The 26,943-nt window shown below is 70.1% G+C and carries 18 protein-coding genes; 10 read left to right on the top strand and 8 right to left on the bottom strand.

Annotated features, from left to right (window positions below):
* Positions 1–24: 24 nt before the first annotated feature.
* From WMF19_RS23020 to WMF19_RS23005, 4 genes are all read left to right on the top strand, one after another.
* A complete protein-coding gene (locus tag WMF19_RS23020; RefSeq protein ID WP_437901036.1) occupies positions 25–1,539 on the top strand; it encodes a DUF1592 domain-containing protein in 1,515 nt (504 codons plus the stop codon).
* A 1-nt stretch (position 1,540) separates the two neighbouring features.
* Positions 1,541–2,917 carry a DUF1552 domain-containing protein gene (locus WMF19_RS23015; RefSeq protein ID WP_272099969.1) on the top strand — a complete coding sequence of 459 codons (1,377 nt, stop codon included), beginning with the start codon at positions 1,541–1,543 and terminating at the stop codon, positions 2,915–2,917.
* 302 nt (positions 2,918–3,219) lie between these two features.
* Positions 3,220–4,227: an NAD-dependent epimerase/dehydratase family protein gene (locus tag WMF19_RS23010; RefSeq protein WP_437901035.1), complete on the top strand. Its 1,008-nt coding sequence runs from the start codon at positions 3,220–3,222 to the stop codon at positions 4,225–4,227.
* A gap of 150 nt (positions 4,228–4,377) precedes the next feature.
* Complete coding sequence (locus WMF19_RS23005; RefSeq protein WP_437901034.1) at positions 4,378–6,087, top strand: RICIN domain-containing protein; 1,710 nt, start codon at positions 4,378–4,380, stop codon at positions 6,085–6,087.
* Between the two features lie 112 nt (positions 6,088–6,199).
* On the opposite strand, the gene WMF19_RS23000 is transcribed toward WMF19_RS23005, so the two are convergent.
* Both WMF19_RS23000 and WMF19_RS22995 read right to left on the bottom strand, forming a co-directional pair.
* A complete protein-coding gene (locus tag WMF19_RS23000) occupies positions 6,200–8,143 on the bottom strand; it encodes a hypothetical protein (RefSeq protein ID WP_437901033.1) in 1,944 nt (647 codons plus the stop codon).
* Positions 8,144–8,371: 228 nt separating this feature from the next.
* Complete coding sequence (locus tag WMF19_RS22995) at positions 8,372–10,834, bottom strand: heavy metal translocating P-type ATPase (protein ID WP_437901032.1); 2,463 nt, start codon at positions 10,832–10,834, stop codon at positions 8,372–8,374.
* Positions 10,835–11,016: 182 nt separating this feature from the next.
* On the opposite strand from WMF19_RS22995, the gene WMF19_RS22990 reads away from it, so the two are divergent.
* Entirely contained in the window at positions 11,017–11,661 is a 645-nt protein-coding gene (locus WMF19_RS22990; protein WP_437901031.1) for a cadmium resistance transporter, read from the top strand.
* Positions 11,662–12,024: 363 nt separating this feature from the next.
* Here the strand turns inward: WMF19_RS22990 and WMF19_RS22985 are convergent, their stop codons facing one another.
* Entirely contained in the window at positions 12,025–13,044 is a 1,020-nt protein-coding gene (locus WMF19_RS22985; protein ID WP_437901030.1) for a hypothetical protein, read from the bottom strand.
* Positions 13,045–13,112: 68 nt separating this feature from the next.
* Positions 13,113–14,531, bottom strand: coding sequence for a protein kinase domain-containing protein (locus WMF19_RS22980; protein WP_437901029.1), 1,419 nt, complete (start codon positions 14,529–14,531; stop codon positions 13,113–13,115).
* Positions 14,532–14,801: 270 nt separating this feature from the next.
* Here WMF19_RS22980 and WMF19_RS22975 point away from each other — a divergent pair, with 270 nt between their 5' ends.
* Positions 14,802–15,602, top strand: a complete 801-nt coding sequence (locus WMF19_RS22975; protein WP_437901028.1) for a hypothetical protein — start codon at positions 14,802–14,804, stop codon at positions 15,600–15,602.
* 83 nt (positions 15,603–15,685) lie between these two features.
* Here WMF19_RS22975 and WMF19_RS22970 read toward each other — a convergent pair whose 3' ends face one another.
* Positions 15,686–16,978: a glycosyl hydrolase family 18 protein gene (locus WMF19_RS22970; RefSeq protein WP_437901027.1), complete on the bottom strand. Its 1,293-nt coding sequence runs from the start codon at positions 16,976–16,978 to the stop codon at positions 15,686–15,688.
* A gap of 617 nt (positions 16,979–17,595) precedes the next feature.
* Positions 17,596–18,993, bottom strand: coding sequence for a sigma 54-interacting transcriptional regulator (locus tag WMF19_RS22965; RefSeq protein WP_437901026.1), 1,398 nt, complete (start codon positions 18,991–18,993; stop codon positions 17,596–17,598).
* Between the two features lie 600 nt (positions 18,994–19,593).
* Between WMF19_RS22965 and WMF19_RS22960 the strand changes: the two genes are divergently transcribed.
* Positions 19,594–21,210, top strand: coding sequence for a cellulose binding domain-containing protein (locus WMF19_RS22960; protein ID WP_437901025.1), 1,617 nt, complete (start codon positions 19,594–19,596; stop codon positions 21,208–21,210).
* Positions 21,211–21,507: 297 nt separating this feature from the next.
* The gene (locus WMF19_RS22955) at positions 21,508–22,527 is read left to right on the top strand and encodes a glycoside hydrolase family 11 protein (RefSeq protein WP_437901024.1); all 1,020 of its coding nucleotides are present in this window, start codon (positions 21,508–21,510) and stop codon (positions 22,525–22,527) included.
* Positions 22,528–22,615: 88 nt separating this feature from the next.
* Here the strand turns inward: WMF19_RS22955 and WMF19_RS22950 are convergent, their stop codons facing one another.
* A complete protein-coding gene (locus WMF19_RS22950) occupies positions 22,616–23,416 on the bottom strand; it encodes a DeoR/GlpR family DNA-binding transcription regulator (RefSeq protein WP_437901023.1) in 801 nt (266 codons plus the stop codon).
* A 190-nt stretch (positions 23,417–23,606) separates the two neighbouring features.
* On the opposite strand from WMF19_RS22950, the gene WMF19_RS22945 reads away from it, so the two are divergent.
* A complete protein-coding gene (locus WMF19_RS22945) occupies positions 23,607–24,827 on the top strand; it encodes an MFS transporter (RefSeq protein WP_437901022.1) in 1,221 nt (406 codons plus the stop codon).
* A 66-nt stretch (positions 24,828–24,893) separates the two neighbouring features.
* On the opposite strand, the gene WMF19_RS22940 is transcribed toward WMF19_RS22945, so the two are convergent.
* The gene (locus WMF19_RS22940; RefSeq protein ID WP_437901021.1) at positions 24,894–25,523 is read right to left on the bottom strand and encodes a class I SAM-dependent methyltransferase; all 630 of its coding nucleotides are present in this window, start codon (positions 25,521–25,523) and stop codon (positions 24,894–24,896) included.
* 133 nt (positions 25,524–25,656) lie between these two features.
* Here WMF19_RS22940 and WMF19_RS22935 point away from each other — a divergent pair, with 133 nt between their 5' ends.
* Positions 25,657–26,925 carry a sulfotransferase family protein gene (locus WMF19_RS22935; protein ID WP_437901020.1) on the top strand — a complete coding sequence of 423 codons (1,269 nt, stop codon included), beginning with the start codon at positions 25,657–25,659 and terminating at the stop codon, positions 26,923–26,925.
* Positions 26,926–26,943: the final 18 nt, after the last annotated feature.

Genomic DNA, 26,943 nt, shown 5'->3' with positions numbered 1-26,943 from the left:
CGGATCCTCGCACCCCAGCGGCGTTTGACGCGATTCGAATACAACAACACGGTCCGAGATCTCCTCGGAACGTCCCTCACCCCTGCCGATCAATTCCCTCCGGATGAGATCGCCGGAGGCTTCAACAACAACGCGACGGTGCTGACCGTGTCCGCGCTGCACGCGGAGAAGTACCTTCTGGCTGCCGAGGCGCTCGCTGCCGAGGCCGTCGCGGGCGATCTGTCGAAGCTGGTGCCGTGTGATCCGGCCGCGGTCGAGGGGCAGGTCGCCCAGGAGGAGGCGTGCGCGCGGCAATTCGTCCAGGACTTCGGCCGTCGCGCGTACCGTCGACCGCTCGAGACGTCGGAAGTCGATCGGCTGATGCGCGCCTACGCCGCGGGACGCACGGACGGGTCGTTCCGTGAGGGCATCGAGGTCGTCATCCGGGCCGCGCTGCAATCGCCGAAATTCCTGTTCCGCCTGGAGCTGCGTCACGATTCGGATGCCTCCTCGGCGCGGGTGCGCCTCGACCCGTACGAGATGGCGTCGCGCCTTTCGTACCTCATCTGGGCGTCGGGCCCCGACGACGAGCTGCTCGACGCCGCCGAGGCGGGCCTGCTCGATACCCGCGAGCAGCTCGCCGAGCGAACCCGCCAGATGCTGGAGCACCCGCGGGCGCGCCGGGCCATCACGGAGTTCTACAAGCAATGGCTCAACCTCGGGAAGCTCGGGACCATCGTCAAGGAGGAGAGCAAGTTCCCCGGGTACAACGACGAGCTCGTCGCGGGGATGAGCGCGGAGACTCCCGCGTTCGTCGAGCACGTGCTGTGGTCCGGCGACCACAAGCTGTCGAGCCTGCTCACGCTGCCCGTCGGCTTTGCCACCGAGCCCGTCGCCGAGCTGTACGGCGTGACGGTCCCGCCCGGCTCGACCACACCCCAGCTCGTGGATCTCCCGCCGGACCAGCGCGCAGGGGTGCTCACGCAGCCCGCGTTCTTGGCCGTCCACGCGCACCCCGATCAGACGTCTCCGGTGCTGCGCGGCAAGGCCATCCGCGCGAAGTTCATGTGCCAGGACCCGCCGCCTCCTCCTGACGATGTCGACCTCACGCCGCCCACGGGCGAGGAGGGCGTCACCGCGCGTGAACGGTTCAACCAGCACGCCTCCAATGACAGGTGCGCCGGCTGCCATCAGCTGATGGATCCGATCGGCTTCGCGTTCGAGAACTTCGACGCCGTGGGCGCGTACCGCACCGAGGAGGGCGGGCAGGTCATCGACGTCTCCGGGCAGATGGTCCTTTCCGACGACATGGACGGCCCGTTCGTCGGCGTCCGCCAGCTGGCGGAGAAGCTCGCCGGCAGCGCGCAGGTCCGCGAGTGCCTCGCGACGCAATGGTTCCGCTACACGGCCGGGCGCTTCGAGAACATCGACGACGAGTGCTCGCTCGACGGGCTGCGCGCAGGGTTCCACGGCTCGGAGGGCGATCTCGTGGAGCTCATCGTGGCGACGACGCAGACCGACGCGTTCATGTACCGCAGCGCGATCGCAGAGGAGGAGTGACATGAGACAGCGAATGATCTCTCGACGGCGGATGCTCCAGGGCGCGCTGGCGGCGACCGCGACGATCCCGCTGCTGAACTCCGAGCTGGCCCGCGGGCAAGAGACCACCGCGCCCAAGCGCTTCGTGGTGTTCTATACGCCGAACGGCACCAGCGAGTCGAAATGGATGCCCACGGGCACCGAGACCAACTACACGCTGAGCCCGCTGCTCCAGCCGCTCTCGCCGTTCAAGGCGAAGATCATGCCGCTGCGCGGGATCAACATGAACGTCGTGGTGAACTCCAACATCGGCTCCGAGCACGCTCGGGGCATCGGGGGCCTGCTGACGGGGCGGGCGCTGCTCAAGGGCAACTTCAAGAGCTTCATGTCCACCAACGCCGGCTGGTCGTCGGGGATCTCGCTCGATCAGCACCTGGCGAAGAAGCTGAATCCCCCGACGCTGTTCAAGTCCCTGGAGCTCGGCGTCCAGGTCCGTGACGCGGAGGTGCGCGGTCGGCTCTCCTACGCCGGGCCGGACCAGCCCGTTCCCCCCCGCGAGGACCCCTACGACACGTTCCAGCAGCTCTTCGGGGCCTCGGTGCCTGGCCAGGGCCAGGACCCGGGCGGCTCCACCGCGCTGGATCGGCTCCGCGCGCAGCGGCGGACCGTGTTCGATATCCTCCGCGAGGACATCGCGGACGTGCGGCCTCGCATCGGCAAGGAAGATCGCCTCAAGCTCGACGCGCACATGCAGTCGATCCAGGACATCGAGGCGCGCCTGGCCGGTGGCGGCTCTTCGAACGGCGGTGGCACCCCGACCACGGGCAGCTGCCAGGCCCCGGCGCTGGGCGACCGCATCGACCTCTCGAAGGACGACAACATGCCCGTCATCGGCAAGCTCCAGATGGATATGATGGCCGCGGCGCTCGCGTGCGACCTCACCCGGATCGCCACGATCCAGTGGTCGTACGCCGAGAGCGAGCACCTCTACCCGTTCCTCGGTCTCACCGAGAATCACCACGCCATCTCCCACCAGTGGCCGACGAACGCGAAGTACGAGAAGATCCACACGTGGTTCGCGGAGCAGCTTGCCTACCTGCTCGGGAAGCTCGACTCGTACGCGGAAGGGGATCGCACGCTCCTCGACAATACCGTCGTCCTGTGGGTCACCGAGATCGGCGAGTCGATGCAGCACGCGCTCACGAACATCCCGTTCTTGCTCGCCGGCAGCGGGGGCGGGGTCTTCCGCACGGGCCGCTTCGTTGACTATCTGGCGAACGGCGGCTCGGCCCGCCAGCACAACGATCTGCTCCTCACGATAGCGAACGCGATGGGGACCGACGACAAGACCTTCGGCGACCCGAATTACAGCACCGGCGCGCTTCCCAGCCTGACGTAGCCAGCTCGCCGAGGCACACTCGGGCTCCTTCAAGGCCCTGGGAGCCCACAGGCGTTAACGAGGCTCGTTCGGTCACGCTCAGGGCACGAAGCCCGCCGCCTTCCGCCCCACCACCGGTCACCAACGTAAACGTTCGGATGTAGGAGAACGCGGCGCGAAAGTTGGTTAAAGCCTGTGCCCCAGGGAGCCCTAGGTCGCGCAGAACTCGAGGCCCGCGCCCCGCGTAGGTCTTGCATTTTTGCTGCGATGGGTTGCGTTCTTGGGCGTTGTCTTGCGTGATTGCAAGACTCATCCTGGCGCCCATGAACAACGCATCGCTCGTCTCCAGCCCGTCGTCTCGCCTCCACGTCGTGCTCGGCGCCGGCCAGATCGGCCCGCGGGTCGCGGATCTCTTGCTGGCGCAGGGCCATCGTGTGCGCCTGGTGCAGCGCACCCGCCGCGCTCCGGAGCGGCCGGGGCTCACGTCGGTGTGCGGCGACATCACCGACCTCGCCTTCGCCGAGGAGGCCACGCGCGGCGCGAGCGTGGTCTACGATTGCATGAACCCGCCCTACCATCTCTGGGCCACGCAGCTCCTGCCCATCGCGCGCGGCGCGGTGCATGGCGCGACAAGGGCGGGCGCGAAGCTCGTGGCCCTCGACTGCCTGTACATGTACGGCGTGCCCGACGGGGCCATGCGAGAGGACTCGCCGCGCCGCCCTTGCAGCAGGAAAGGCGCGCTGCGCGTCGAGCTCGAGGAGACGCGCCTCGCGGCTCAGCGCCGCGGCGACGTGCGCGTGGCCATCGGGCGCGCCAGCGACTTCTTCGGCGCCAACGTGCCGCTGTCGGCCTGGGGCGATCGCTTCTACGCGCGCGCGCTCGCCGGAAAAGCCGTGGAGTGCATGGGTGATCCCGAGATGCCTCACTCGTATACCTACGTGGAGGACGTGGCGCGGGGCCTCGTGACGCTGGGTGAGCGGGAAGAGGCCATGGGCCATGTCTGGCACCTGCCGACGGCGCCGGCCGAGAGCACGCGGGCGCTCGCGCAGCGCCTCGGGCGCGCTCTCGGCGTCGAGGTCGAGGTGGCCCGACTCCCGCGCATCCTGCTGCGCGCGGTGGGCCTGTTCTCGCTCTTCATGCGGGAGGTGGCCGAGATGGCGTACCAGTGGGACGTGCCCTATGTCATCGACGACGCGCGCTTTCGCGAGACCTTCGGCTGGTCGGCGACCCCCGTCGGGCGGCAGGTCGCCGACATCGCCGCCTGGGCCCGCGGCAGGTACAAGATCGCCGCCCCGCGCGGAGCGGCGGCGATCCCCGCCGCGCGGGCCTGATCGGGCCACGAGCGCGCGGCCGAGATCTCGCCGGGGCGCAGACTGACAGATCGCACGGGAGCGGATCAAATCACCCAGGCCGCTGCGCGCGAGAAGGACTTGACTCGTCCGGTTGATGGCCCGGAGATCTCGCTCTTTCTGGAGGGCGTCATGCGTCTCGGTTCCTTGTCTCCGGTGATGGGCCTGCTGGTCGTGGGGCTCGGCGCCGCGTCTTGCGCTTCCGGCTCGGAAGAGCTCCCTGGGGGCTCATCGGAGGGCGGCGGCGGGGCTCTGGGGGTCGGCGTTTCTGTCGGCTCGGCGTCCGGCGGCGGCGGGGCGCCCGGCGCATCTGTCGGCTCGTCGTCTGCCGGCGGCGGGGCGCCCGGCACCTCCAGCGCTTCGGGTGGCGGGGCGCCCGGCACCTCGGGCGCGGCCGTCGGCTCGTCGTCCGGCGGCGGCGGGGCGCCTGGCGAGGGAGGGGGACCGGAGCTCCCGCCGGCGGTCGGCCCCCTGGTGAACGGCATCCAGTGGGCCGACACCTCGGGCAAACCCATCCAGGCGCACGGGGGAGGGGTGATCCGGGTGGGCGACTATTACTACTGGTTCGGGGAGAACCGGAACCCGGACGGGACGTTCTATGCCGTCTCGTGCTATCGCTCGACCGATCTGCGGCGCTGGGAGTTCAGGAACCATGTCTTGGCGATGGACTCGGACAAGGACCTCGATCCGGCCAACATCGAGCGCCCGAAGGTCGTTTACAACGCGTCCACGGACAAATTCGTGATGTGGATGCACTGGGAGAACGGGGTGAACTACGGCGAGGCCCGCGCCGCGGTCGCGAGCTCGAGCACCGTGGACGGCGACTATACGTATCACGGCAGCTTCCGGCCGCTCACCGGCAGCGGGGTGACCGATCACGGCAAGCCAGGGTACATGTCCCGCGACTGCGGGCTCTTCGTCGATGACGACAGCAAGGCGTATTTCATCTCCGCCACGAACGAGAACTACGATCTCAACCTCTACGAGCTGACCCCCGACTACCTGTCCGTCGCCCGCCTCTCCGCCACGCTCTTCCCCGGCGGGCACCGGGAGGCGCCGGCGCTGTTCAAGCGGAACGGCACCTATTTCCTGCTGACCTCCGGCGCCACGGGCTGGTCGCCCAACCAGGCGAAATACGCGACCTCCCGCTCCATCGACAGGGGCTGGTCGGCGATGACCAACGTCGGCGACGGCACGACGTACAACTCCCAGTCGACCTACGTGCTCCCGGTCCAGGGCAGCTCCGGGACGGCCTACCTGTACATGGGAGACCGGTGGGCAGGGGCCTGGAGCGGACCGGTCAACAACTCGACGTATGTCTGGCAGCCGATCTCCTTCCCGTCGGACACCACCATGAGCATGCGCTGGAACAACACGCTGGCCATCGATGCGTCGGCCGGCACCGTCGCCGGGGCGACGAACAATTTCAAGCTCGTCAACAGGAAGAGCGGCAAGGTGATGGATGTCGTCGGCGCGTCCGGCGAGGACGGGGCGGACATCGTCCAGAGCGCGGACAGGGGAGGAGACAGCCAGAAGTGGAGCTTCAACTACAATGGATCGGGCTACTTCCGGCTGACCAACGTCAAGAGCGGCAAGGTGCTGGATGTGCCTGACGAGTCGACGAGCGACGGGGTCGCGCTGGTGCAGTGGGAGAACCATGACGGCGACAACCAGGCATGGCTGTTCATCGATCTGGGCGGCGGTGATTTCCAGATCAGGAACAAGAAGAGCGGCAAGCTGATCGGGGTCTACCAGGGCTCCACCGCCGACGCCGCCGCGATCGAGCAGCGGGCGGGCGGCAGCGGCGAGGAGCAGCGATGGCAGATTGTGGTTGCCGAGTGATGGGTGGATGAACGGCGGCGCGGCTTCCTGCCGGGGCCGCGACGAGGCCGGCGCCGACGAGCGCGGCGGCCCGATCGAGGTCGATCGGGCCGGGGGGAGGCTCGCGGCGCCGCTACGACCGCAGGCGCCGACGCCGGGCGATCACGAGGCCCGCGGCCGCCGCCGCGAGCGCGGCGGCGCTGCCCGCAGAGCCCGCCGATCCAGAGGCGCTGCACCCGGCCGCGACCGGTGCGAAGCCGCCGTCCGTGTCCGCGTCGGCCGACGCCGGCAGCGCGTCCGGCTCGTGCAGATCCCGAGCCCACATCGGCTCATCGAGCACCTCGTCCACGGCGAACGAGGTGGACAGCACCTCGCGCTCGCCGCCCAGGCCCTCTTCCGGCGCGAACGCCGCGCTCCGCGGCGCGGCGAGCTGCGCGACGGCGCCCTGCGCGCTCGAGATCTGGAAGATCGTGTTGCCGATGGTGACATACCAGCTCCCGTCGAGCCAGCGGCCGTGTCCGAGCGCCGTGCCGATGCTCTCGGGCGCACCCCAAGCCCGGCCGAGGTAGCGCTTGCCGCCGTTCAGGAAGAGGACCTCGCCGGTGTCGCTGATGCCGTCGTGGCCGACCCGGAGCTTCACCTGATCGAACTGGCTCGACGCCGTGAAATCGCTGATCTGATGCTGCTCGCCGTCTGGGGTCCGCAGCCAGACCTGGTTGACGGCGCCGTCGCTCTTCAGGAAGGCGGCGTGGCCTGCGTGAACCAGCAGCCCGGCCGAGGTGCCGGTGATCGAGTCGCCAAGGAACACCTCCTCTCCATCCGCCGTGTACAGGTAGCTCGAGCTCGTCATGCCGTCCCACCACCGGCCGGCGACGTTCGTTCCGTCGGTGATCGGCCGCTGCAGGTTGCCCTCATGATCGCCGAGGCGCAGCCTGCTCGGCCCGACGATGGAGGCATCCTCGTAGGTGCCGAAATAGATGCCGCCGGAAGGCGTGATGTCGGCCTGGAACGGCGACCTGCTCCCGTCGATGTGCCAGAGGGTCCTGTTCGTCCCCGCCGACAGCGAGGTAGCGACGGCCCAGTCGTCGCTGTTCGTCGTCCACACGATGGTGTCGCCGTTCACCGCGTCGAGGCGCGCCGCGCTCGTGATGGTGCGCCGGGCGCCGTTGACCCAGGCGAGGATGTGGCCCGTCGTCGACTGGTGCACGGACCCGGACGGCGTGAGCGCCCCGTAGACCTCGCTGATCGGCAGTTCTCCTTGCGGGATGGTCGCGACCCACGTCACCTGCTGCGTGGCGCGCTCGAAGATCCCGAGGCGCTGGTACTGATCGCGGAAGAGGATCCGCGCGGCGTCGAAATCGAGGATGGTGCCGGGTGCGCGCTGGACGGCGGTGAGCCTCGGGTTCCGCTCGACGTAGATAGGGCCGATGGTCTTCGTGATGGTGGGGCCCACGCCGTCGCTGGCCTCGAGCGTGAGCGTGTACGCTCTGCCCGACGGGATCTGGTAGCCATACCAGGCCTGCTCTTCCTTGAGGTAGAGGTGCCCCGGCACGGGCTGCGGGTTGTGCGCCGAAAGGGTGACCTGTCCTTCGGCGCTGTGGAACGTCGCCCGGAGGCTCTGGCACGTGTACGGCGGCGTCGGGACGCACTTCGCGGCGAAGCGCCAGCCCTCTGTGAGGGTGTCGTGCGCGAGCGCGTTCCATCCGACCGTCGGCGGCGCATACCGGTGCACGGTGCCCTGCGTGCTCGCCACCTCGCCAAACGTGTTGTACGCGTGGACCGTCACGACGTGAGGCCCGTAGGCGAGCTCGCCCGCGAGCTCGCCGAGGTCGAACGCTCCCTGGAAATGCCCCCCTTCCGTCGGCGTGAGCTCGATGGTGAGTCCTTCGAGCTCCGCCTCGACATAGTAGATGTCCTCGGGGGACGACGCCGTTGCGTGCACCGGGATCGTGCTGCCCTCGATGATCGCGTTGGTCGGCTCGATGAGCCCGACGGTGACGGCGGCATCTGCGGCCTGGGCCGAGAGGGATAGGGCAAAAGCAACGGTTATGCCAATGTGCTGGCGATAAGCTCTCATGGATCCTCCGTATTTTGAACGCTTCGGTGCATCCGCGGCACCGAACATTCACTCACCGGGTAGTCGCCCTGCGAGCGGGCGTGAAGCGGAGCGACGCGCTGGCTGCTCGGGATACCAGCGCGATGAGCGCGCTGCTCGTCGGCTTCTTGCTTTACCGCGTTGGACTGAAAGGTGTCAGGAACGCGCCGCTCCTGCTGTGTCCGCCAGCGCGAGCCCGCGCGTGCCGGTCTACGGCCGACCGAACGCGCGGAGCCGGAGGGAGTTGCCGAGCACCGACACGCTCGACAGCGACATCGCCGCGCTGGCGAGGATCGGCGAGAGGAGCCATCCGGTCAGCGGGTACAGCAGCCCCGCCGCGATCGGGATGCCGATCACGTTGTAGATGAACGCCCAGAACAGGTTCTGCCGGATCGTCCTCAGGGTGGCGCGGGCGAGCCCGAGCGCCACCGGCAGGCTCGCGATCCCGCCGCGGATCAAGGCCACGTCCGCTGACGCCACCGCGATGTCGGTGCCGCTGCCCAGCGCGATCCCGACGTCCGCGCCGGCGAGCGCGGGCGCGTCGTTGATTCCGTCGCCGACCATGGCCACCCTGCGGCCGGCGGCCCGCTGCTCGCGGACGATCCTCGCCTTGTCCTCGGGCCTCACCTCGGCGAACACGGCGCGGATGCCGAGCTCATCGGCGACGGCGCGGGCGGCGCCCGCCCGATCGCCGGTCACCATCGCCACCTCGATGCCGAACTCAGCCATGGCTGCGATGGCGCGGCGCGCCTCCTCCGTGGGCCGGTCGGCGACCGCGACGAGCCCCGCGAGCCGCCCGTCGACGGCCACGAACGACGGCGTGCGGCCCAGCCCGGCCAGGCGATCTGCCTCGGCCTCCAGCGCGGCCGTGTCGATGCCCGCCCGCTGCAGCCACGCCGCGGTCCCGACGCGCACGGGGCGCCCCGAGACGCGCGCCTCGATGCCGTGGCCGATCTCCGCGCGGAACGCCGAGGCCGGCGCCGCGCCGACCCCGCGGCCGCGGGCGCCCTCGACGATCGCCCGCGCCACCGGGTGCTCGCTCTCGCGCTCGGCGCCCGCCACGAGGCCGAGGAGCGCCGCCTCGCCGTGGCCCGCGAGGTCCACGACGTCCGTGAGCTCGGGCCGGCCCGAGGTCAGGGTCCCGGTCTTGTCGAGCAGCACCGTGTCGACGCGGCTCGCCGCCTCGAGCGCCGCGCCGCCCTTGACGAGGACGCCGAGCTCCGCGCCGCGCCCTGTCCCGACGGCCACGGCGGCCGGCGTGGCCAACCCGAGCGCGCACGGGCAGGCGATCACGAGCACGGCGACGAACCGCTCGACCGCCGTGGCGAGCCCCGCAGCGGTGGGGTCGATCGCGAGCCACGCGGCGAAGGCGAGCGACGCGACGCCGAGCACGACGGGCACGAAGACGCCGCTCACCACGTCGGCGAGGCGCGCGATCGGCGCGCGCGACCCCTGCGCCTGCTCGACGGCCTCGACGATGCGCGCGAGCGCGGTGTCCGCGCCGGTCTTCGTGACGCGGAAGGTGAGGGCGCCGCTCTGGTTGAGCGTCCCGCCGAGCACGGCTGAGCCTGCCGTCTTGTCGACGGGCATGCTCTCGCCGGTGAGCAGCGCCTCGTCGACCGCGGACGCGCCGTCGACCACCTCGCCGTCGGTCGCGATGCGCTCGCCGGGCCGCACCCGCACGAGGTCGCCCGGCTCGAGCGAGGCGGCGGGCACCTCGTCCTCGGCGTCGCCGCGGACGCGCCGGGCGGTCTTCGGCTGGAGCGCCACGAGCCCGCGCACCGCGTCGGCGAGCCGCTTCCGCGCGCGCGTCTCGAGGAGCTTGCCGAGCAGCACGAAGGCGACGATCGCGGCCGCGGCCTCGAAGTAGACGGGCGGCGCGTGGCCGTGCTCGGCGTGCGGGAAGAGGCCGGGGGCCGCGACCGCGGCGGTCGAGTAGAGCCAGGCGGCGCCGGTCCCGAGGCTCACGAGCGTGTTCATGTCCGCGGCGCGGTGCCGGAGCGCGCTCCAGGCCAGGCGAAAGAACCGGCGCCCCGGCCCGAAGACCACGATCGTCGCGAGCGCGAGCGAGAGCCAGCGCGCGGGGGCGCCTTCGAGCGCCGGGATCGCGCCGTGGGACATGGCCACGGCGAGCAGCGGCGCGGTGAGCAGCGCGGCGATCGCGACGTCGCGCCGGAGCGTCCGCTGCTCCTTCTCCTCGGCCGCGTCCATGGCGGCGGCGCGCTCGGCCGCGCTCGATTGCTGGCGCGGCGGTGGGGCGTCCGCCGTCGCTGCCAGGCGCTCGGGCGCCGTGGAGGCCGCGCGGACGCCGGCGATCGGCGGGGTTGCGGGGGCGCCGTTGGTCTGCGGGTCTGCGGCAAGGCCGGTGATCGGCGCGGCTTCAGCGACGCTGGCCGCCGGGGGGACCTCGGGCACCTCGTATCCCGCCTCCACGATGGCGCTGGCGAGCGCGGCCGGCGTGGTCGCCTGCGCGTCGTAGGTGATCGTCGCGCGCCGGGTCACGAGGTTGACGGCCGCATCCTGGACGCCGGGCGCGGCGCGCAGCGCCTTCTCGACGCGGCGCACGCACGCCGCGCAGGTCATGCCCTGCACCGGAAGCTCCGTCCGGGCGCCCTGCGCGGCGGGCGCGGCCTTCGCGCTGGTCGGCTGCACGGGCTGGGGAATCGTCGCCATGGCTTCTCCTTACACGAGCTCGTGGCTCGTCTCCTGTCGCCTGCGCAGACGCGCCGTCGCTCCGGTGATTACGGTCTACCTCCGCAGGCCCGGGTGGCTCCAGCGCCGGGCGGTTCGGAGCGGCGCCGGCGCCCCGCCGAGCGGACGCGCGCCGCGGTAGGTGGTACGACCGCGGGCGCGCCATGGAGCAGATCCTTCCGATCCTCGGGGTGAGCGTGGTCGTGTTCGTGTCCACGAACATCGATGACATGCTTCTTCTCTCGGCCTTCTTCGCGGATCCAGGCTTTACCCCCGCTCAGGTGGTGGCCGGCCAGTTCGTCGGCATCGCGGCGCTCGTGATCGCGAGCGTCGCGTGTGCGCTGCTCGCGGTCCGCGTGCCGGACGGATGGATTGGCCTGCTCGGCCTGGCTCCCCTCGCGCTCGGCCTGCGAGGCCTCTGGGCTCTGTGGCGAGGCTCCAGGGCCAGGGATGCAGGCGTGGCGGACGGAGCGGACGAAGCAGACGCAGCAGACAGCGCGCGCGAGCCCCATGGCAGCGCGTCGCGCTTCAAGGTGATCGCCGTCGCGAGCGTGACCCTCGCGAACGGCGGGGACAACCTCGGCGTTTACATCCCGCTGTTCTCCAGCTCCCCTGCGCACATCCCGCTTCATGCTGCCGTGTTCGCGGTCATGACCGGCGCCTGGTGCGCGCTCGGACACCGCCTTGTCAACCACCCGATCCTGGGCACGCGCATCCGGCGTTCCGGCCGTGCGGCGCTGCCGTTCGTCTTGATCGGCCTCGGGCTCTGGATACTGTCCGACGCCCTCGTGCTTGTCCGTGCGGGGTAGCGCCCGGGGGCGCCGTGAGCTCACCTTGGTGAGAGCGTCGCGCCAGTTCCACCCGCGAGGAGTCTGGCCAGGGATCCGGAGAGAGATTTCAACGCAAAGACGCAAAGACGCAAAGACGCAAAAAGAACAAACTTTGTGCAGGTTTGCGCCTTTGCGCTCTTGGCGTCTTTGAGTTGAAATCTCTCTTCGCTCGCGAGACAGATCCCTGGGAGGACTGCTCCGCGGGGTTGAACCGTTGCGATTCGTCGGGACGATGATGACAATCGCAAACGAGCCTTGCACACAGCTCCACGCAGCGATCACCTATCTCGGGCGTCGCGTGCTGGCCGGCTCATGGGCCCGCGGCGGCGCGCGCGAGCCGCGTCACCAGCGGCCACGCACCACGACGCCGCCGCCGGCCTGGCCCGCCGTCAGCTCCCAGCTCACCTCGGGCGTCGGCTGGCGGCGCGGGGATGGCTCCAGCAGGAAGACCAGCGCCGACGCGCCGGCGAGCGCCACACCGGCGCCGAAGCCGACCGTGCTCACCAACCCAAGCTGCTTCGCGCGGTTGCCCGCCTCGAGCCCGTCGGGTTGGCATCGCGCCCGGTCGGGGCTCACGTCCCTGCAGTTGTCGGCCGCGACGCGGCTCGCGTCGAGCGCCATCCACCCGGTCACCGATCCGACGAACAGCCCGGCCACACCGAGCCCGCCCGCCACATAGGTGACCACCCGCAGGCCGCTGGGCCCCTGATCCGGTGCCGGCGCTGGCGCCGGCGGTTTGGCCGGCGGCGGCTTGGTGGGCGGCGGCTTGGCGGCCGCCGGGGGCTTCACCTCGAGCACGATCGCCTTCGACTCCGACCGGTCGATCGTGAATCGCGTCTCGGTCGCGGGCCACCCCGGCGCCTGCGTCGTCACGACGTGCTCGCCGGGATCGACGGGGAGCGCGACGCCGAGCGAGGGTTGCTCCAGCGTCATGCCGTCGCACTGCACGCGCGTCCCCGCCGGCGCGCCCGGCCGCAGCGACAGCGTGAGCTGCGGCACGAGCGGCGCGAGCGCGCTGCGCTGCCCGAGCGCGATCTTCTGTCGCGCCGATTGCTTGACCCGCTCGGCCTCACTCATGCGATCGACCATCGCGAGATAGTCGTTGTAGCGCGCGACCGCTGTCGCGATACGCCCCCATTTGGCCTCGCACTCGGCGAGCGTGAATAGCCGCCCTGGGCGAGGATCGAGACGCTGGCTTTCGGCGAGGGCAGGGCAGCCGGTCTCGTACCGGCCTGCCAGCATGTCGGCGCGCCCGCGGTCGAAATGCGACTCCGCGACGGCGAGCGCCTGCGCGCTGGCCGGCGCCGCGACGGCGACGCCCAGCACGCCAAGGCAGATGGACCGGAACCAGGAGAAGCGCATGAGTGAGCCGCCAAATACCATCGTTCCCGCTCGCTCCTGGCAAAGAAGTGTCCGCCCTGCCATCGTGCTCAGTCCGGCTTGTACAGCACCTCAGGGCTCGGCTCTGCGGCCGACGGGGCTGGCGCGAGCCTGCGCCGTGAGCCGCCGAGCGCCGGCGGCGGCGACGCGCTCGCCGCCCCCGTCGCGGGGGCGAGCGCGCGGCTGCCCTTGCCCAGCGGCACGGAGGCCGCGGGAGCGGGCGTCGCGACGTCCGGCGCCGTGGCTGTCGCCGAGGCCTCGGGGAGAGGCGGCGTCGGATGGACTTCAGGGGGCGCGGAGGCGGGCGAGCGCGCGTCCCCCGCGGTCTGCGCGGGCTCCGCGCTCCGGCCGGCAGGGCGCGCGCCGCGGCTCAGCGAGGCGAAGGCGCCAACGCCGCCGCCGAGGAGGACGAGCACCGCGACGGTGATCGCGGCTCGGCTCCGTTGCCTCGTGGGGGGCAGCGCGGTCATCACGGCCTCGGTCGGGAACTGGACGTCGCTCGGCGGCGACAATGAGCGGGAGCTCAGGGGGCCATGTCCGCTCGGCGTCTCCGCGGAGAGCAGGCGCGATGATCGCACCGGCGCGGCGGGCAGGTCGAAGACCTCGGCGAGCGCCTCGACTGCGGCCGAAGCGGTGGCGAAGCGCGCCTCGGGGGCGCGGGCCGTCACCTTGGTGAACCACGCGTCGAAGGCCGGAGGCAGCTTCACCCCCTCGGCGTCCGCGCGCGCGGACGCGGACTCCTGCGGGCCGTGCACGGCGAGCGCCGCGAAAGCGAGCGCATTGTCGTACTTCCGCCTGTCGTTCAGCCAGTACGCCTTGCCGACGAGGAGCGTGTACGCGATCATGCCGAGGGCGAAGATGTCCGCAGCCCGCGAGACCGACTCGCCGCTGAATTGCTCGGGCGCCATGTAGAGCGGCGTGCCGAGGACCGCGGTCGCCGCCGAGTCCGTCGCCGTTTCGACGACGAGCTTGGCAATGCCGAAGTCGAGCACCTTGATCCGGGGCGCCCCGTCGTCGGTCTCGGCCAGGAAGAGGTTGGCAGGCTTGAGGTCGCGGTGGACGACCCCGGCGGCGTGTGTCTTGTCGAGGGCGACGGCGGTCTGGCGAAGGAAGGCGACGGCCTCTTCCGGCGGCAGACGCCCGGCGTGGCGGAGGCGCGCGTCGAGCAGCGTGCCGCGGAGCAGCTCCATCACGAGGAACGGCTTGCCGGTCTCAGCATCGATCCCGGCGTCAAACACCTCCACGATGTGGTCGCTCTGGATGCGCGCGGCGACGCGCGCCTCCAGCTTGAACCGGGCCTGGAAATCGGGGTTGTCGGCGAGGTGCGAGTGCATCACTTTGAGCGCCCGCCGGCGCTCCGTCTCGATGTGCAGAACCTCGTAGACCGCGCCCATCGCGCCGCTGGCGATTCCGCGCACCACGCGGTACCTGCCAGCAAACAGCATCCCGTCGTCCAGACTCAGCGACATGGGTTCCACCAGCAGGCGAACTTATACACCAGCGTACGCGACGCCTGCACTCGGGAACTGACGGATCGAAGCGCCTTTTACAGTGTTTCAGTAAAAATCTAGGGTGCGCCCCGTCGGTCTGCGCCATCGCGCGGCGGAATGGCCGGTGGTCGCTCGCTGACTGATCGGTGACAACCGTGTAACTTGATGGGGGCATCATTCCATTTCGGCGGCCAACCTCCTATCCTCCGCGACCGAAACCTCGCGAAATTTCCCATGAAAATGAAGACGATGCTGGCTTTCGTTCGGTGCGCCGGCGGATGTGCCATGGCGCTGCTCGGGCTCGGATGTGCGCAGATCTTCGGCTTCGACAAGATCTACGAGCCCGAGGACCAGAGCTCCGGAGGCGGTGGCGCAGCGGGCTCAGCGGCCGGGAGCGGCGGCGGCGCGGGGAATCCATGCGAGATCCTCGCGGTGCTGCCCGGGGAGACCCTCGACCTGTCGATGATCGACGACATGGAAGACGGGGATACCCGGATCTCCGAAGGGAACGGGGCGAACCCTTGGGCAGGGTTCTGGTTCGAGGACAACGACGAGTCACCGGAAGGAACGCAGGAGCCTGCGGACCCGGCGGACCTCGTGAGCACCCTTGACTCTCCGCGCGGCGCCAGCACCAAGGCCGTGCACACGAGCGCCGATGATGGCTTCCTCCTCTGGGGAGCCGGCGTCGGCTTCCATCTGGACGACGAGGCCTACTACGACGCATCCGAGTACCGTGGCCTCACGTTCTGGGCCCGCGCCGAGGAGGGCTCCACCAGGAAAATGAAGGTGCTTTTCATCGATCAGCAGACCTATCACATGGGGGGCATCTGCAACGACGCAGAGGGGGAATGCAACAATCACTTCCACAAGCCGGTCATGCTGGAGAGCGACTGGAAGCACTTCAAGATTCCGGTGGAGTGCCTCAAGCAGGAGCCCTACGGTAAGCAGTTGCTCGCGCCCGCCCTGGAGCGGCTCTGGGCCATCGAGTTCTTCTTCGACAAGGAGCTGTCGTTCGAACTCTGGATCGACGACGTCGCCTTCTACCGATAGGCGCAGATCTCCTTCAATCAAGGGGAGCGCGCGCTGTCCGCGATCGGCGGGCGGAATCGCCGCGCGCTCCACGCGATCCCGCTTCAGTCCGTGACGAGAGGTCCCACGCCGTTGGCGAACTGCCACCCCTTGCTCTCGTCCATGTGGATCTCCCAGTCGAACACGCCGCGGAGCGCCGGGTGGTTGCTCTCGACTTGATTCCACGTGGGGATCGCCTCGTCGATCGACATGTAGTATTGCCGGTCCGAGAGCCCGAACCCCACGACGACGTGCGTCGGACCGAGCAGCGAGACCCACTCGTTCACGCTGTTCACGATGTAAGACTGCTCGGCGAGATCGGGGCCATCGTAGTACTGCGGGGCCGCGTAGTCCAAGGCGCCGGCGTCCACCATCTGCTGGCAAAACGTCTTGTCGCGGCTGTTCCAGGGGGCCGGAGGCGCGGTGATGATGAAGCCGGGGATGCGCCGCTTCAGCTCCTGGCTGATCCAGATCATCTCGGAGGTGTCGGGGGCCTGATTGGCCTCGAAGGTGTTCCAGTCGAGGCCGTCGAACCCACCCAGGCGGTCGTAGATCCCGATCACGCTATTGACGAACGTCTCCGACTTCGCGCGCGTCGGGAAGCTCATTCCATTGTTTTCTCCGCCGACGGAGAGGATGATCCTGCGATCCTGGGTCGTCCGTGCGTACTCGATGTCGGCGTTCAGGTTCGTCGCTGCTCCCTTGCCATCACCCGGCGGCTCCCAGTAGACGGCGCCCGTGGTGCCGGGCGATCCTCCGAAGGGCTTCGCGGCAAAGAGATAGATCACGTTGTAATTGCTGTTGATGTCCCGGATGCGGACGGGCGCTTCCGTCCAGTTGGGGTAGTAGCCAGCGACGACCTTTTCGGGGAGCCCAAAGCCCGCGCGGGGTCTGTCGTCGGGGCTGTCGCTGCAGCCGGAGTACGGCTGCCAGAAGTAGGTGCTGACGGTCGGGATGAAGCCGGGATTGTCGTACCTGGCGATGTAGGCCGACCCCTCGTAAATCACGATGTCCCCCGCGGCATACGGCTGACCCTGTTGCCATTGCGGATAGCTGCACGAGCCCTCGGTGGGCTCGGGGCTGGAGCCCTCGGTGGGCTCGGGGCTGGAGCCCTCGGTGGGCTCGGGGCTGGAGCCCTCGGTGGGCTCGGAGCTGGAGCCCTCGGTGGGCTCGGGGCTGTCGCTGCAGCCGGAGTACGGCTCCCAGAAGTACGTGCTGACGGTCGGGATGAAGCCGGGATTGTCGTACTTGGCGATGTAGGCCGACCCCTCGTAATTCACGATGTCCCCCGCGACATACGGCTGACCGTCCTGCCACTCCGGAAAGTCTGCGCACGCGGCGGATTCGTTCTGATCCACCTCGAGCTCCTCCGGCGGACTGGAAGCAAGGCATCCGAGCCCGCTCGCGGTGAAGGCGACGAGGAGAAGCGAAAGCTTGGGAGCAATCTTGGAAAGATGGAGAGACATGGTAGCCTTTCTTCGACGAGAGACGAACGCTCGCCGACGGTGGTCTCGCCGGACGCAGCATTGCCCTGCTGCGATCCGGCGCCGCTGGGCCGTGACTCGCCGCTGGGCTCGCCTCGATCACCACCCGTTGATGGGGACATCGTGGTACCGAGCGCGGCCGGGTCGTCGTGGCCCGATGCAACTGCGCTGCTGCTACTGCTGCGCTGCTTCTGTTTCCCGGAAGAGCAAGCGATGTACCAGTCGTGATGATGGCCCCGACGATGGGCGCACGGCGTCGCGGCAGCCCGTCGCTGAGCTCTTCCTGGCGCCGACGCGCGGCGATCGCGCTCGGCGAGCCGGGGGCGCGCGTGGGCGATCGGGGAGATCGCACCGCGATCGCCTCGATCGCGAGCGTGGGAACTCCTGGATCGCCCCCGGCGATCCGGCGCTCTCGGGCCGCCTGGAGCTCATCCGCGGCCTGTCGCGCGCCTGTCGCGCGCCTGTCGTCCCGCGCGCCGGCGCCGCGGGCGTCAGGTGGAGCGCCGTGCGCGCAGGATCTGGAAGTACCGCCGCGCGATGCCCGACGCGGCCGCCGCGTTGCTGACGTTGCCCCCGTGCTGCGCGAGGACGCGCTGCACGTAGCGCCGCTCGAAGTGATCGACGATCCGCTCCCGCGCGCGCGGCAGGGGCAGGTTCAGCGCGAGGATCTCCTCGACGATGTCGCCGGATGTCCCGGGCTCCGCGCCGCCGCGCGTGGAGGGCGGAGCCGGCGCGCCCGGGGAGGCCAGCCCGGCCCGGGTTGTCTCGATCGGCGCGGCCTCGCCGAGCGCCACCCGGCGCGCCACGGCGTTGTAGAGCTCGCGCACGTTGCCCGGCCAGGCGTAGTCCTCGAGCCGCTCGCCGAACCCCGGGGGGAAGGGCGCGCCGCGGCCCGCGAGCTGCCGCCAGAAGTGGTGCGCGAGCACCGTGACGTCCCCCCGCCGCTCGCGCAGCGGCGGCAGCTCGATCCGCGCCACCGCGAGCCGGAAGAACAGATCGTCCCGGAACCGCCCTGCCTGGATCTCGCGCTCCAGATCGCGCCGCGTCGCCGCGAGCACCCGGATGTCGACGCGGATCCACCTGTTCGAGCCGACGCGCTGCACCTCCGAGCGCTGGATCGCGCGGAGCAGCTTCGCCTGCAGCCCGAGATCGAGATCGCCGATCTCGTCGAGCAGCAGCGTGCCGCCGTGCGCCTCCTCGAAGACGCCGCGGCGGGCCTCGTTCGCGCCGGTGAAGGCGCCGCGCTCGTGCCCGAAGAGCGCCGACTCGACGAGCGTCGGCGGCACCGCCGTGCAGTCGAAGACCACAAACGGCCCGGCGGCGCGCGGCCCCTGCTCGTGGATCGCCTCGGCGAGCACCTCCTTGCCGGTCCCGGTCTCGCCCTCGATCACCACGGGGACGCTCGAGGCCGCGAGGCGCTCGCACAGCGGGTAGAGCAGCCGCATCGCCTCGCTGGCGCCGACGAGCCTGCCGAACTGCACGGCGGACGAGAGGTCGGCCGCCTGCGTGACGCCGAGCGCCTCGACGCGGAGCACCGTCTCGCCGATCCGGACGAGCTCGCTGCCCTGGAGGTACGCGTCGCCCACGCGGATCCCCTGGACGAAGGTGCCGTTCGTCGATCCGAGGTCGGTGACGCGGAGCCGGGCGCCGGCGAGCTCGAAGGCGGCGTGGCGGCGCGACACGAGCCGGTCGGTGAGGGCGATGTCGCAGGCGGGGCTCGTGCCGGCGAGAACGCGCGAGGGCAGCCCCGGCGCTACCGTGAACCGTCGGCCCTCGTCCGGGCCCGCCATGACGGAGAGGGCGAAGCTCTCGGCCGCGGCCGCAGCGGGGCGCACCGGCCCGGGCAGGAGTTCGGTGGAGGCGGCATCGTCGTCGCTCAACGGAGGCATGCTTCCATCTCAGCAGGCCTCCGCGCCGACGTCACGGCCGCGTGACGTTCGTGCCTCGATGGATCAAAGAAGATCCAGAGGGCAGCTATAGTGAAGTTATCCAGCGTTTGAACCCCCCGAGCCGCTCCGCGATCGCCATGACGCCGGGTGCGATCCCGCCGATCGCCCCTTTCCCCCAGAGATCGCACCCGAAGGATCGCCGGGATCGCCCTCGCACACACTCCCGGCAATCCTCCCTCGAGCCTGTCGCTTCAAAGCCCGATCCGGCGCTGCTCAGCGCTGGCACACGCTGTGCTTGAACACGCTGTGCTTGAAGGTGAAGTCGGCCGTCGCGCCCAGACCAGGCGACGGCGGATCGGCCCGTAAGCACCGAGGCTCGGGGCGGTCCCACGCACATCGTCCGATCGTTAGGAATCGTTGCGATCGAGCGCATCGCAATCTTTCGACCATGCGGGCGTGAAAGGAGCACGATTGACAATCATGAACTCGAGATATCTACATGCTGTCGAGCAGACGAGACGGGCTGGTCGACGCACACGTGCCACGTCCCTCGAAGGGATCGCCCATTTCTTGCGGGCTCGCGCCCTCCGCCTTGCGTGCTTGAGCATCTTCATCGCGCTCTCGACTTGCGGTCACTCGAGCGATAGCCTCGCCGGAGCGGCCGACTTTACCGTTCAATACAGCAACTATGACGCCGCCGTGCCGAACGACTCCATCATCGAGGCCGGGATAAAAATCCGCAACAACACCGCTGCCTCGATACCGCTGAGCAGCATCGTCATACGCTACTGGTTGACGAAAGACAGCGCGACGACCGTGACCCCGGCGTGCTGGTGGTGGAGCCCTGGCTGCAGTCGAGTTACGCTGACGACCGGGACAGTGTCCTACACTGGCGCTGATCGCTACGTGCAGATCGGCTTCACCAGCGCCGCCGGAAGCCTGGCTGCGGGGGCGACGACCCAGCCGATCGACCTCGGGATCGAGTTCAACGCGAACGTCGTCGAGACCGACGATTACTCGTATGGAAGCCAGACAACCTTCTCTAACTTTGGCCGTATCACCGTGCACGACGCCGGCTCGGCTCCCACGGGCGGCCTGCGCAGCGGTACGCCGCCCAGCGGCAGCGTGTCGCCGCCTCCGGCGCCGATCTCCCTGACGGCCACGGCGTCGAGCGCAGGCGCGATCGCCCTGAGCTGGGCGGCGAGCAGCGGTGCGACGAGCTATGACGTCTACCGATCGACCACGTCGGGTTTCACGCCTGGCGCGGGGAACCGCATCGCCAGCGGCGTGACCTCTACCAGCTACAACAGCACCGGCCTGGCGGCGTCGACCACCTACTATTACAAGGTCACGGCCCTGAACGCGGGCGGCGCGTCTGCCGCCTCCAATCAGGCGAGCGCGACGACCCGGGCCGGCAGCGCGGCCACGGCCGAGTTCTTCGACGATTTCAGCTACAACGGGACCAGCGACGCCAACTTCACGAGCTGGTGGTCGGTGCGGAGCTGGTCGGGGGCGCCGGGCGTGAGCGGCGCGGCGTGGCTGGAATCCAACGTTTCGATGGTCGCTGACCCGCAGAGCTCCACGAACAAGCTGATGCGTCTCAAGGCGAGCACGAGCGGCACCGGAGCGACCACGTCGCAGGCCGAGGTGATCACCAATGCCCAGAAGTTCCGCTTCGGCACCTACGCTGCGAGGGTCAAGTTCAACGACACCCCGCTGTCCGGCACGCGCCTTTACGCCGACAAGCCCGTCGAGACCTTCTTCACCTTGACCGAGTGGGCCGCCGGCGACCCGGACTACTCGGAGCAGGATTTCGAGTACATGCCCAACGGCGGTTGGGGCCAGGGCAACACGAGCACGATGTGGCTGACCTCGTGGGAGACGTCGGACGTGAACGTCTCGAACTCGGTCTCCGCGAACTTCAACGGATTTCACACGCTCGTCGTCCAGGTCACCAGCACGTCCATCAGCTATTACATCGATGGAGTGCATCGCGCGACGCACGGTTCCATGTACGCTCCAGAAGTGGATCAATTCATCTTCTTCAACCTCTGGTACGATGAGCTCGACGCCGCGAAGGGCAGCTCGCGGACATACCACGAGGACGTCGACTGGGTCTACTTCGCCGAGGACACGATCCTGTCGTCCGCCGAGGTCGACGCGAAGATAGCTGGCTTCCGCTCTTCGTCGATTCCCCGTCGGGACACGGTGCTTTAGAGCGACGGTCACCCGCTTCGGATACGGGCTCACCTCGGCGTTTTCGGTGCTCGGCGTACAGGAGTCTCAGGACCCTATATGTCTCACTTGGATGGCCGAACGGGTTCTGCAGATCGCGGGAGGGCCTGTCGAACTGGCGCTCGTCACCGCGCCGGTGAACTTGTCGAGCTGCCCATGGAACGGGATGTTTGCGCGGGTCTGGAAACTTCTGCCCGATGCGGCGAGCCGACGACGAGCTCTCCTTCCAGCGGTTCGCCTCCCTTGATCACCATGTGCATACCCTGGCATGCTCCAACCATGAAGGTTCTCGTTCCGTCGCGTTGGTCGCTGGGTACCCTCGCCGCTTGCCTCGCTGCCGCGGCTTTCACCGGCTGTTCCGGCTCCGGGGAGGTGAAGGACGACAACGGGAGCGGCGGATCGATCGCAGGATCCACCGGCGCGAGCGGAGGCGGTGGTCAACCGGGCGCCGGGGGCACGGGCGCTGCCTCCGCTACCGGAGGCGTCACGGGGAGCGGCGGCGCGAGCAGCAGCGGCGGCGGGCTCCCTGGTGCGGGCGGAGCGACGGGTGGAGGTGGCTCCACCGGCGACGGCGGGTCCACCGGTGAAGGCGGCGGGTCCACGGGCAGCGGCGCGAACACCTGCCCGCCGGCGACACCCCTGACCGGAGGCAGGGAGTATTGCTCGAACAGCCGAGGCAATGCGGGCAATGGTTACGGTTATGAGCTCTGGGCGGAGGGAGGCGGGAAGGGCTGCATGACCGTGCACGGCGTCGACGCCGCGTTCAGCGCGGAATGGAACAATGTCGAGGATTTCCTGGCGCGCGTCGGGCTCGACTTCAACCAGACCCAGAAGCACACCCAGATCGGCACTGTATCGGCGGAGTTCGCGCATACCAAGACGGAGGAGGACGGCGGCTTGACGTACATCGGCATCTACGGCTGGACCGTCAACCCGCTGCGCGAGTTCTACATCCTCGACGACTGGGGCAGCGAAAAGCCGGCAGGTTTCTCTTCCGACGGGACGCCGCGGGACGAGGTAGGAACGCTCACTGCCGATGGTGAGACCTACGACGTGTGGAAGAAGACCCGCGTGAACAAGCCGGCCATCACGGGCGCGAGCGCGACGTTCGATCAATATTTCAGCATCCGGCGGACGGCTCGCACGTGCGGCACCATCTCCGTCTCCGAACACTTCACCAAGTGGGAAGCGCTCGGCCTTTCCCTGGGGAATCTGCACGAGATCAAGCTGCTGGTCGAGGCCCAGAACAACAGCGGGACAGTCAAGTTCACGACGGCGAAGTTCGTCGTGAAAAAATGAGCAGAGGCGTCCAGGGACCTCGAGCTCGGCATGGCCAGGGCGAGCCTGCGCCTCCCAGAGATCGTGGCAGGATCTCTGACCCGCTGGACTAGGCCGGCTCCGCCTCGAGGTCCTGGGTGATGGTGACGCCCGCGGCCCGGTAGGGGGCGAGCGCCTCCTTCGACACGCCGCGCTCGGTGAAGAGCCATGTGAGCTCGCTCAGCGGCGCGACCACGTACGGCGACACGGTGCCTAGCTTGTCCGCGGTCACCAGCGCGACGACCTCGGCCGAGGCCTCCACCATCGCCCGCTTCACGTACGACTCGTCCAGATCCAGCGTGGTGACGCCGAACGTGGGATCGAGCGTGCACACCCCCAGATAGCAGAGGTCCGCCCGGATCTGGCGCACCCCCGCGATGGTCACCCCGTCGGCGGCGGCCAGCGGATCCTTGCGCATGCGCCCGCCCAGCAGGACCACCTCCACCCGCGGGTGCTCCGAGAGCGCGATGGCGACAGGAGGGCTGTTGGTCACGACCGTCGCCTCGAGATCGCGCGGGAGGTGGCGCGCCACAGCCACGTTGGTCGTCCCGCTGTCGATGAACACGACCTGACCCCGCTTGATCAACGTCGCCGCGGCCCGCGCGAGCTCTTCCTTGGCCTTCGGCCGCTGCCGCTCGCGCGCAGGGAAGCTCGGGTTCACCCGCGAGACCGGCAGGCCGCCGCCGTGAACCCGCTGCAGGAGCCCCTCGTTCGCCATCTCGCGCAGATCGCGCCGGATCGTGTCCTCCGAGACCCCGAAAGCACGGCTCAGCTCGGCGGCCACCACCTTCCCGTCACGTTCCAGTACCGCGAGAATATGTTGGCGCCGCTCGGCCACCATCAGGCCGGAGGTGTCTGCGTTGTTTTGCACGATTGTTCCTGTTTGTGCACGAAGTTGCTTGATACGGTCCGATCCGGCCCCATGATCTTTCCCTGATGTTCACGAAAATGCACGAACCTTCCGGGGAGCCTCCAACTTTCAACGCCGTCCTCCGGACGGCCTTCCCCGGGCCGCGGCTGTGCGCCAGCGGCTCGCCTGGTCCTGCGCGGGGGGTGCCGTGATGGGCGGCGCCTCCCTCTCGCTCGTCGACGACGTCGCGCGCGCCCGGCGCGCCGTCTCGGTCATGTTCGTGGCGAACGGCATCGCCTTCGCGTCCTGGGCCGCGCGTGTCCCTGCGGTCCGCGAGCGGCTCGGGCTGCGCGACGGCCTGCTCGGCCTCGCCCTCCTCGGCCTCGCCTGCGGCGCGATGCTCGCCTTCCGCGCCGCCGGGCCGCTCGTCGCCCGCTTCGGGAGCCGGCGCATCACCCGGATCTCGGCCCTGCTCCTGTGCGCGGCGTTGCCCCTGCCAGCGCTCGCGCCGTCCTTCGCCGCGCTCGTCGCGGCCCTCCTGCTGCTCGGCGTGTGCAACGGCCTCATGGACGTCGCGATGAACGCGCAGGCCGTCGAGGTCGAGCGGCGCTCCGATCGGCCCATCCTCGCCTCGGTCCACGGCATGTTCAGCCTCGGCGGGCTGATCGGGGCGGCGCTTGGCGCGCTCGCGGCCGACCGGGCGCTGTCGCCCGCGGCGCACCTCCTCGCCGTCGCCGCCGTCCTCGCCGCGGCCGTCGCGCGCGAGGGCAGGGCGCTCTCGGCCGACGCGCGCCCCGAGCCATCGACCGCGGCCGCCCCCGGGGCCGCACGCTCGACAGGGCTCCTCCTGCTCGGCCTCGTCGCCTTCTGCTCGTCCGTGGGTGAGGGCGCGATGGCCAACTGGTCGGCCGTCTACCTCCGCGACGAGCTCCACACCACCGCGGCCTTCGCGGCGACCGGCTACGCCGCGTTCTCGCTGGCGATGCTCCTCGGGCGGTTCTCCGGGGACGGGCTGACGCAGCGGTTCGGCGCCGATCGGGTCGTGCGCGCGGCCGGGGCCGTGGTCGCAGGCGGGCTCGGCGCGGCGCTGCTCGCCAACGCCCCCATCGCCATGCTGCTCGGGTTCGGGTGCGTGGGCGCCGGCCTGTCGGTTGTGGTGCCGCTGGTCTTCCGGGCCGGGGCGAGCGCCCCCGGCGTCGCGCCCGGCAAGGCGCTGGCGACGCTCGCCACCCTGTCGTACGGCGGCTTTCTCGTCGGCCCTCCGGCCATCGGCCTGGTCTCCGATCGCCTCACCTTGCGCGGCGGCCTCGCCCTCGTCGTGGCGCTGGCCCTCGTGATCGTCGCGCTGGGTCCGGCGGTCATCCGCGGGCCCGCGTCCCGCGCCCCCGCCGCCCGCACGCCCGCGCGCCCGCAGGTGATCAGGGCGCACTGACCGCGGGCACCGGCGTGTCTCCTCCCGATCCGGGGCGATTGATCGCGAGCTGCTCGCGCCGAGGGATCAGCGCTTGCGCCACACCGTCGCCAGCCACGGCTGCTGCTCGCGCGGCCGGCCCGCCGGTCGATAGTAGTGCTCGATCTCCTCGAACCCGGCGGCGGTCACGTGCTCCCGCCACCGCTCGAGCGACCAATAACAGCCGTACCGGTCGCCCGACCACCCCTCCCGATCGTCGCCGCGCGGGTTCGAGCTGAAGAGGACGCCGCGCGGGCGGAGCGCGGCGTGGAGCTCGCGGAGCACGCGCGGCAGCTCCTTGCTCGGCACGTGGAACAGCGACGCGTTGGCGAATATCCCGTCGAAGCGCCCGGCTTCGAGGTCGAGGTGCAGGAAGTCCTGGTGGAGCACCTCGCAGCCCGCGTGTCGCCGCGCCATCTCGACGAACCGCGCGGACCCGTCGAGCCCGACCGGATTGTGCCCGTCCGCGCGGAACGCCGCGAGATCGCGCCCGGGGCCGCAGCCGAGATCGAGGATCGTGAACGGACCTGCCCCCTCCAGGGCCGCGAGCAGCGCGGCGCGGTTTTGCGAGACGTCGTGATCGCGCGTGCCCTCCCAGAACGACAGGGCGTGATCGTCGTAGTGAGCCAGGGTCCTCTCGGTGAGCGCGGAGAGCCGGGGGGCGCTGTCGTCGTGCATGGCGGCAGTGTGGGCCGGGAGCGCCCCGCCGAAAAGGACCGCGAGGCGCTCGCGGCGCGGCCGCCGACCGGCCCGCGTGCGCCCGGTCGGCGCTATCCCTCCGTGCGGCGCGCGCCTACCCTGAGGCTGGCGCATGCGCGGACCCACGAGATCGACCCGTCATCCGTACCGCGTGTCGATGCCGTTCCGCGCGGTCAACGCGGTAGGGGCGCGGATGGGGCGCTCGGCGCTCCGTGCGATCGCCCCCCTGGACGTCGACGTCCTGTCCGTGCGCGCCCGGCGGCGCACGGGCCTGACCGATCCCGGCGAGGGCTGGTTCTGGGAGGGGCTGCGGGTCCTCTCCGCCTCGCTCGAGGACGAGGCAGAGCTGGCCCTGCTCGGGAGGCTCGGCTTCGGCGAGGAGATCGAGCGGCAGATCGCGAATCGCCTGCTGCTGCGGGAGGACGCGCGGCGCGAGCCGCGGATCGCCGAGCAGCGCACGCCGCGCCCGGTCTTCATCGTCGGCTATCCGCGCACCGGCACGACGCTGCTGCACAACCTGATGACGCTGCACCCCGACGCGCACGCGCCGCGCTTCTGGCGGCTCCACGCGCCGTCGCCGCCGGTCCGTCCCGAGGACGAGGCCCGCGACCCCCGGCGCGCGGCGGCGAAGCGCCGCGTCCGCCTCGCGCACGCCATGTGTCCGATCTTTGCTACCATCCACGAGCTTTCTGCGGACAGCCCGGAAGAGTGCGTGTTCCTGATGCAGAACACCCTTCTCCCCTATGTCCGCGCCGAGACGCCGTCGTACAAGAGGTGGGCGCTCGCGCAGGACCTCGTCCCGGACTACCAGCATCACCGCCGCCAGCTGCAGGTGTTGCAATGGGGGCGCCCCGAGGGGCGCTGGGTGCTCAAGTCTCCCTTCCACCTGCCGGCGATCGCCGCGCTCCTGCAGGTGTATCCGGACGCGTGCATCGTGATGACACACCGCGATCCGCTCCGGGTCGTCCCGTCGTTCTGCAGCCTCGTCGCGGCCGCGCGCGCGATCCACCAGCGGCGGGTCGAGCCACGCGCGGTCGGCCCGAGGGCCCTCGATCTGCTCGGCGCCATGATGGACCGCTTCCTCGAGGCCCGCGCGCGGCTCGATCCGGCGCGCTTCTTCGACGCGAGCTACGAGGAGCTGACCGCGGATCCCGCCGGGCTGGTGCGGCGCATCCACGAGCGCTTCGGCCTCGGGTTCGACGGCGCTGTCGCCGCGCGGATCGAGGGGTGGATGCGCGAGCACCCGCAGCACCGCTGCGGGGTCCATCGCTACGCTCTCGACGAGTTCGGGCTCACCGAGCGGGAGGTGCTGGACCGGTTCGGCGGCTACCTGGAGCGGTTCGGCGAGCTCGCCGCGGGGAAGCGAGGGCGGCGGAGCTGAGCCGGAGAGCGGGAGCGC

Source organism: Sorangium sp. So ce124, assembly GCF_051525235.1.
GTDB lineage: Bacteria > Myxococcota_A > Polyangia > Polyangiales > Polyangiaceae > Sorangium > Sorangium atrum.
The sequence above is the reverse complement of the archived record's forward strand: the minus strand, read 5'-3'. Positions and strand labels throughout refer to the sequence as shown.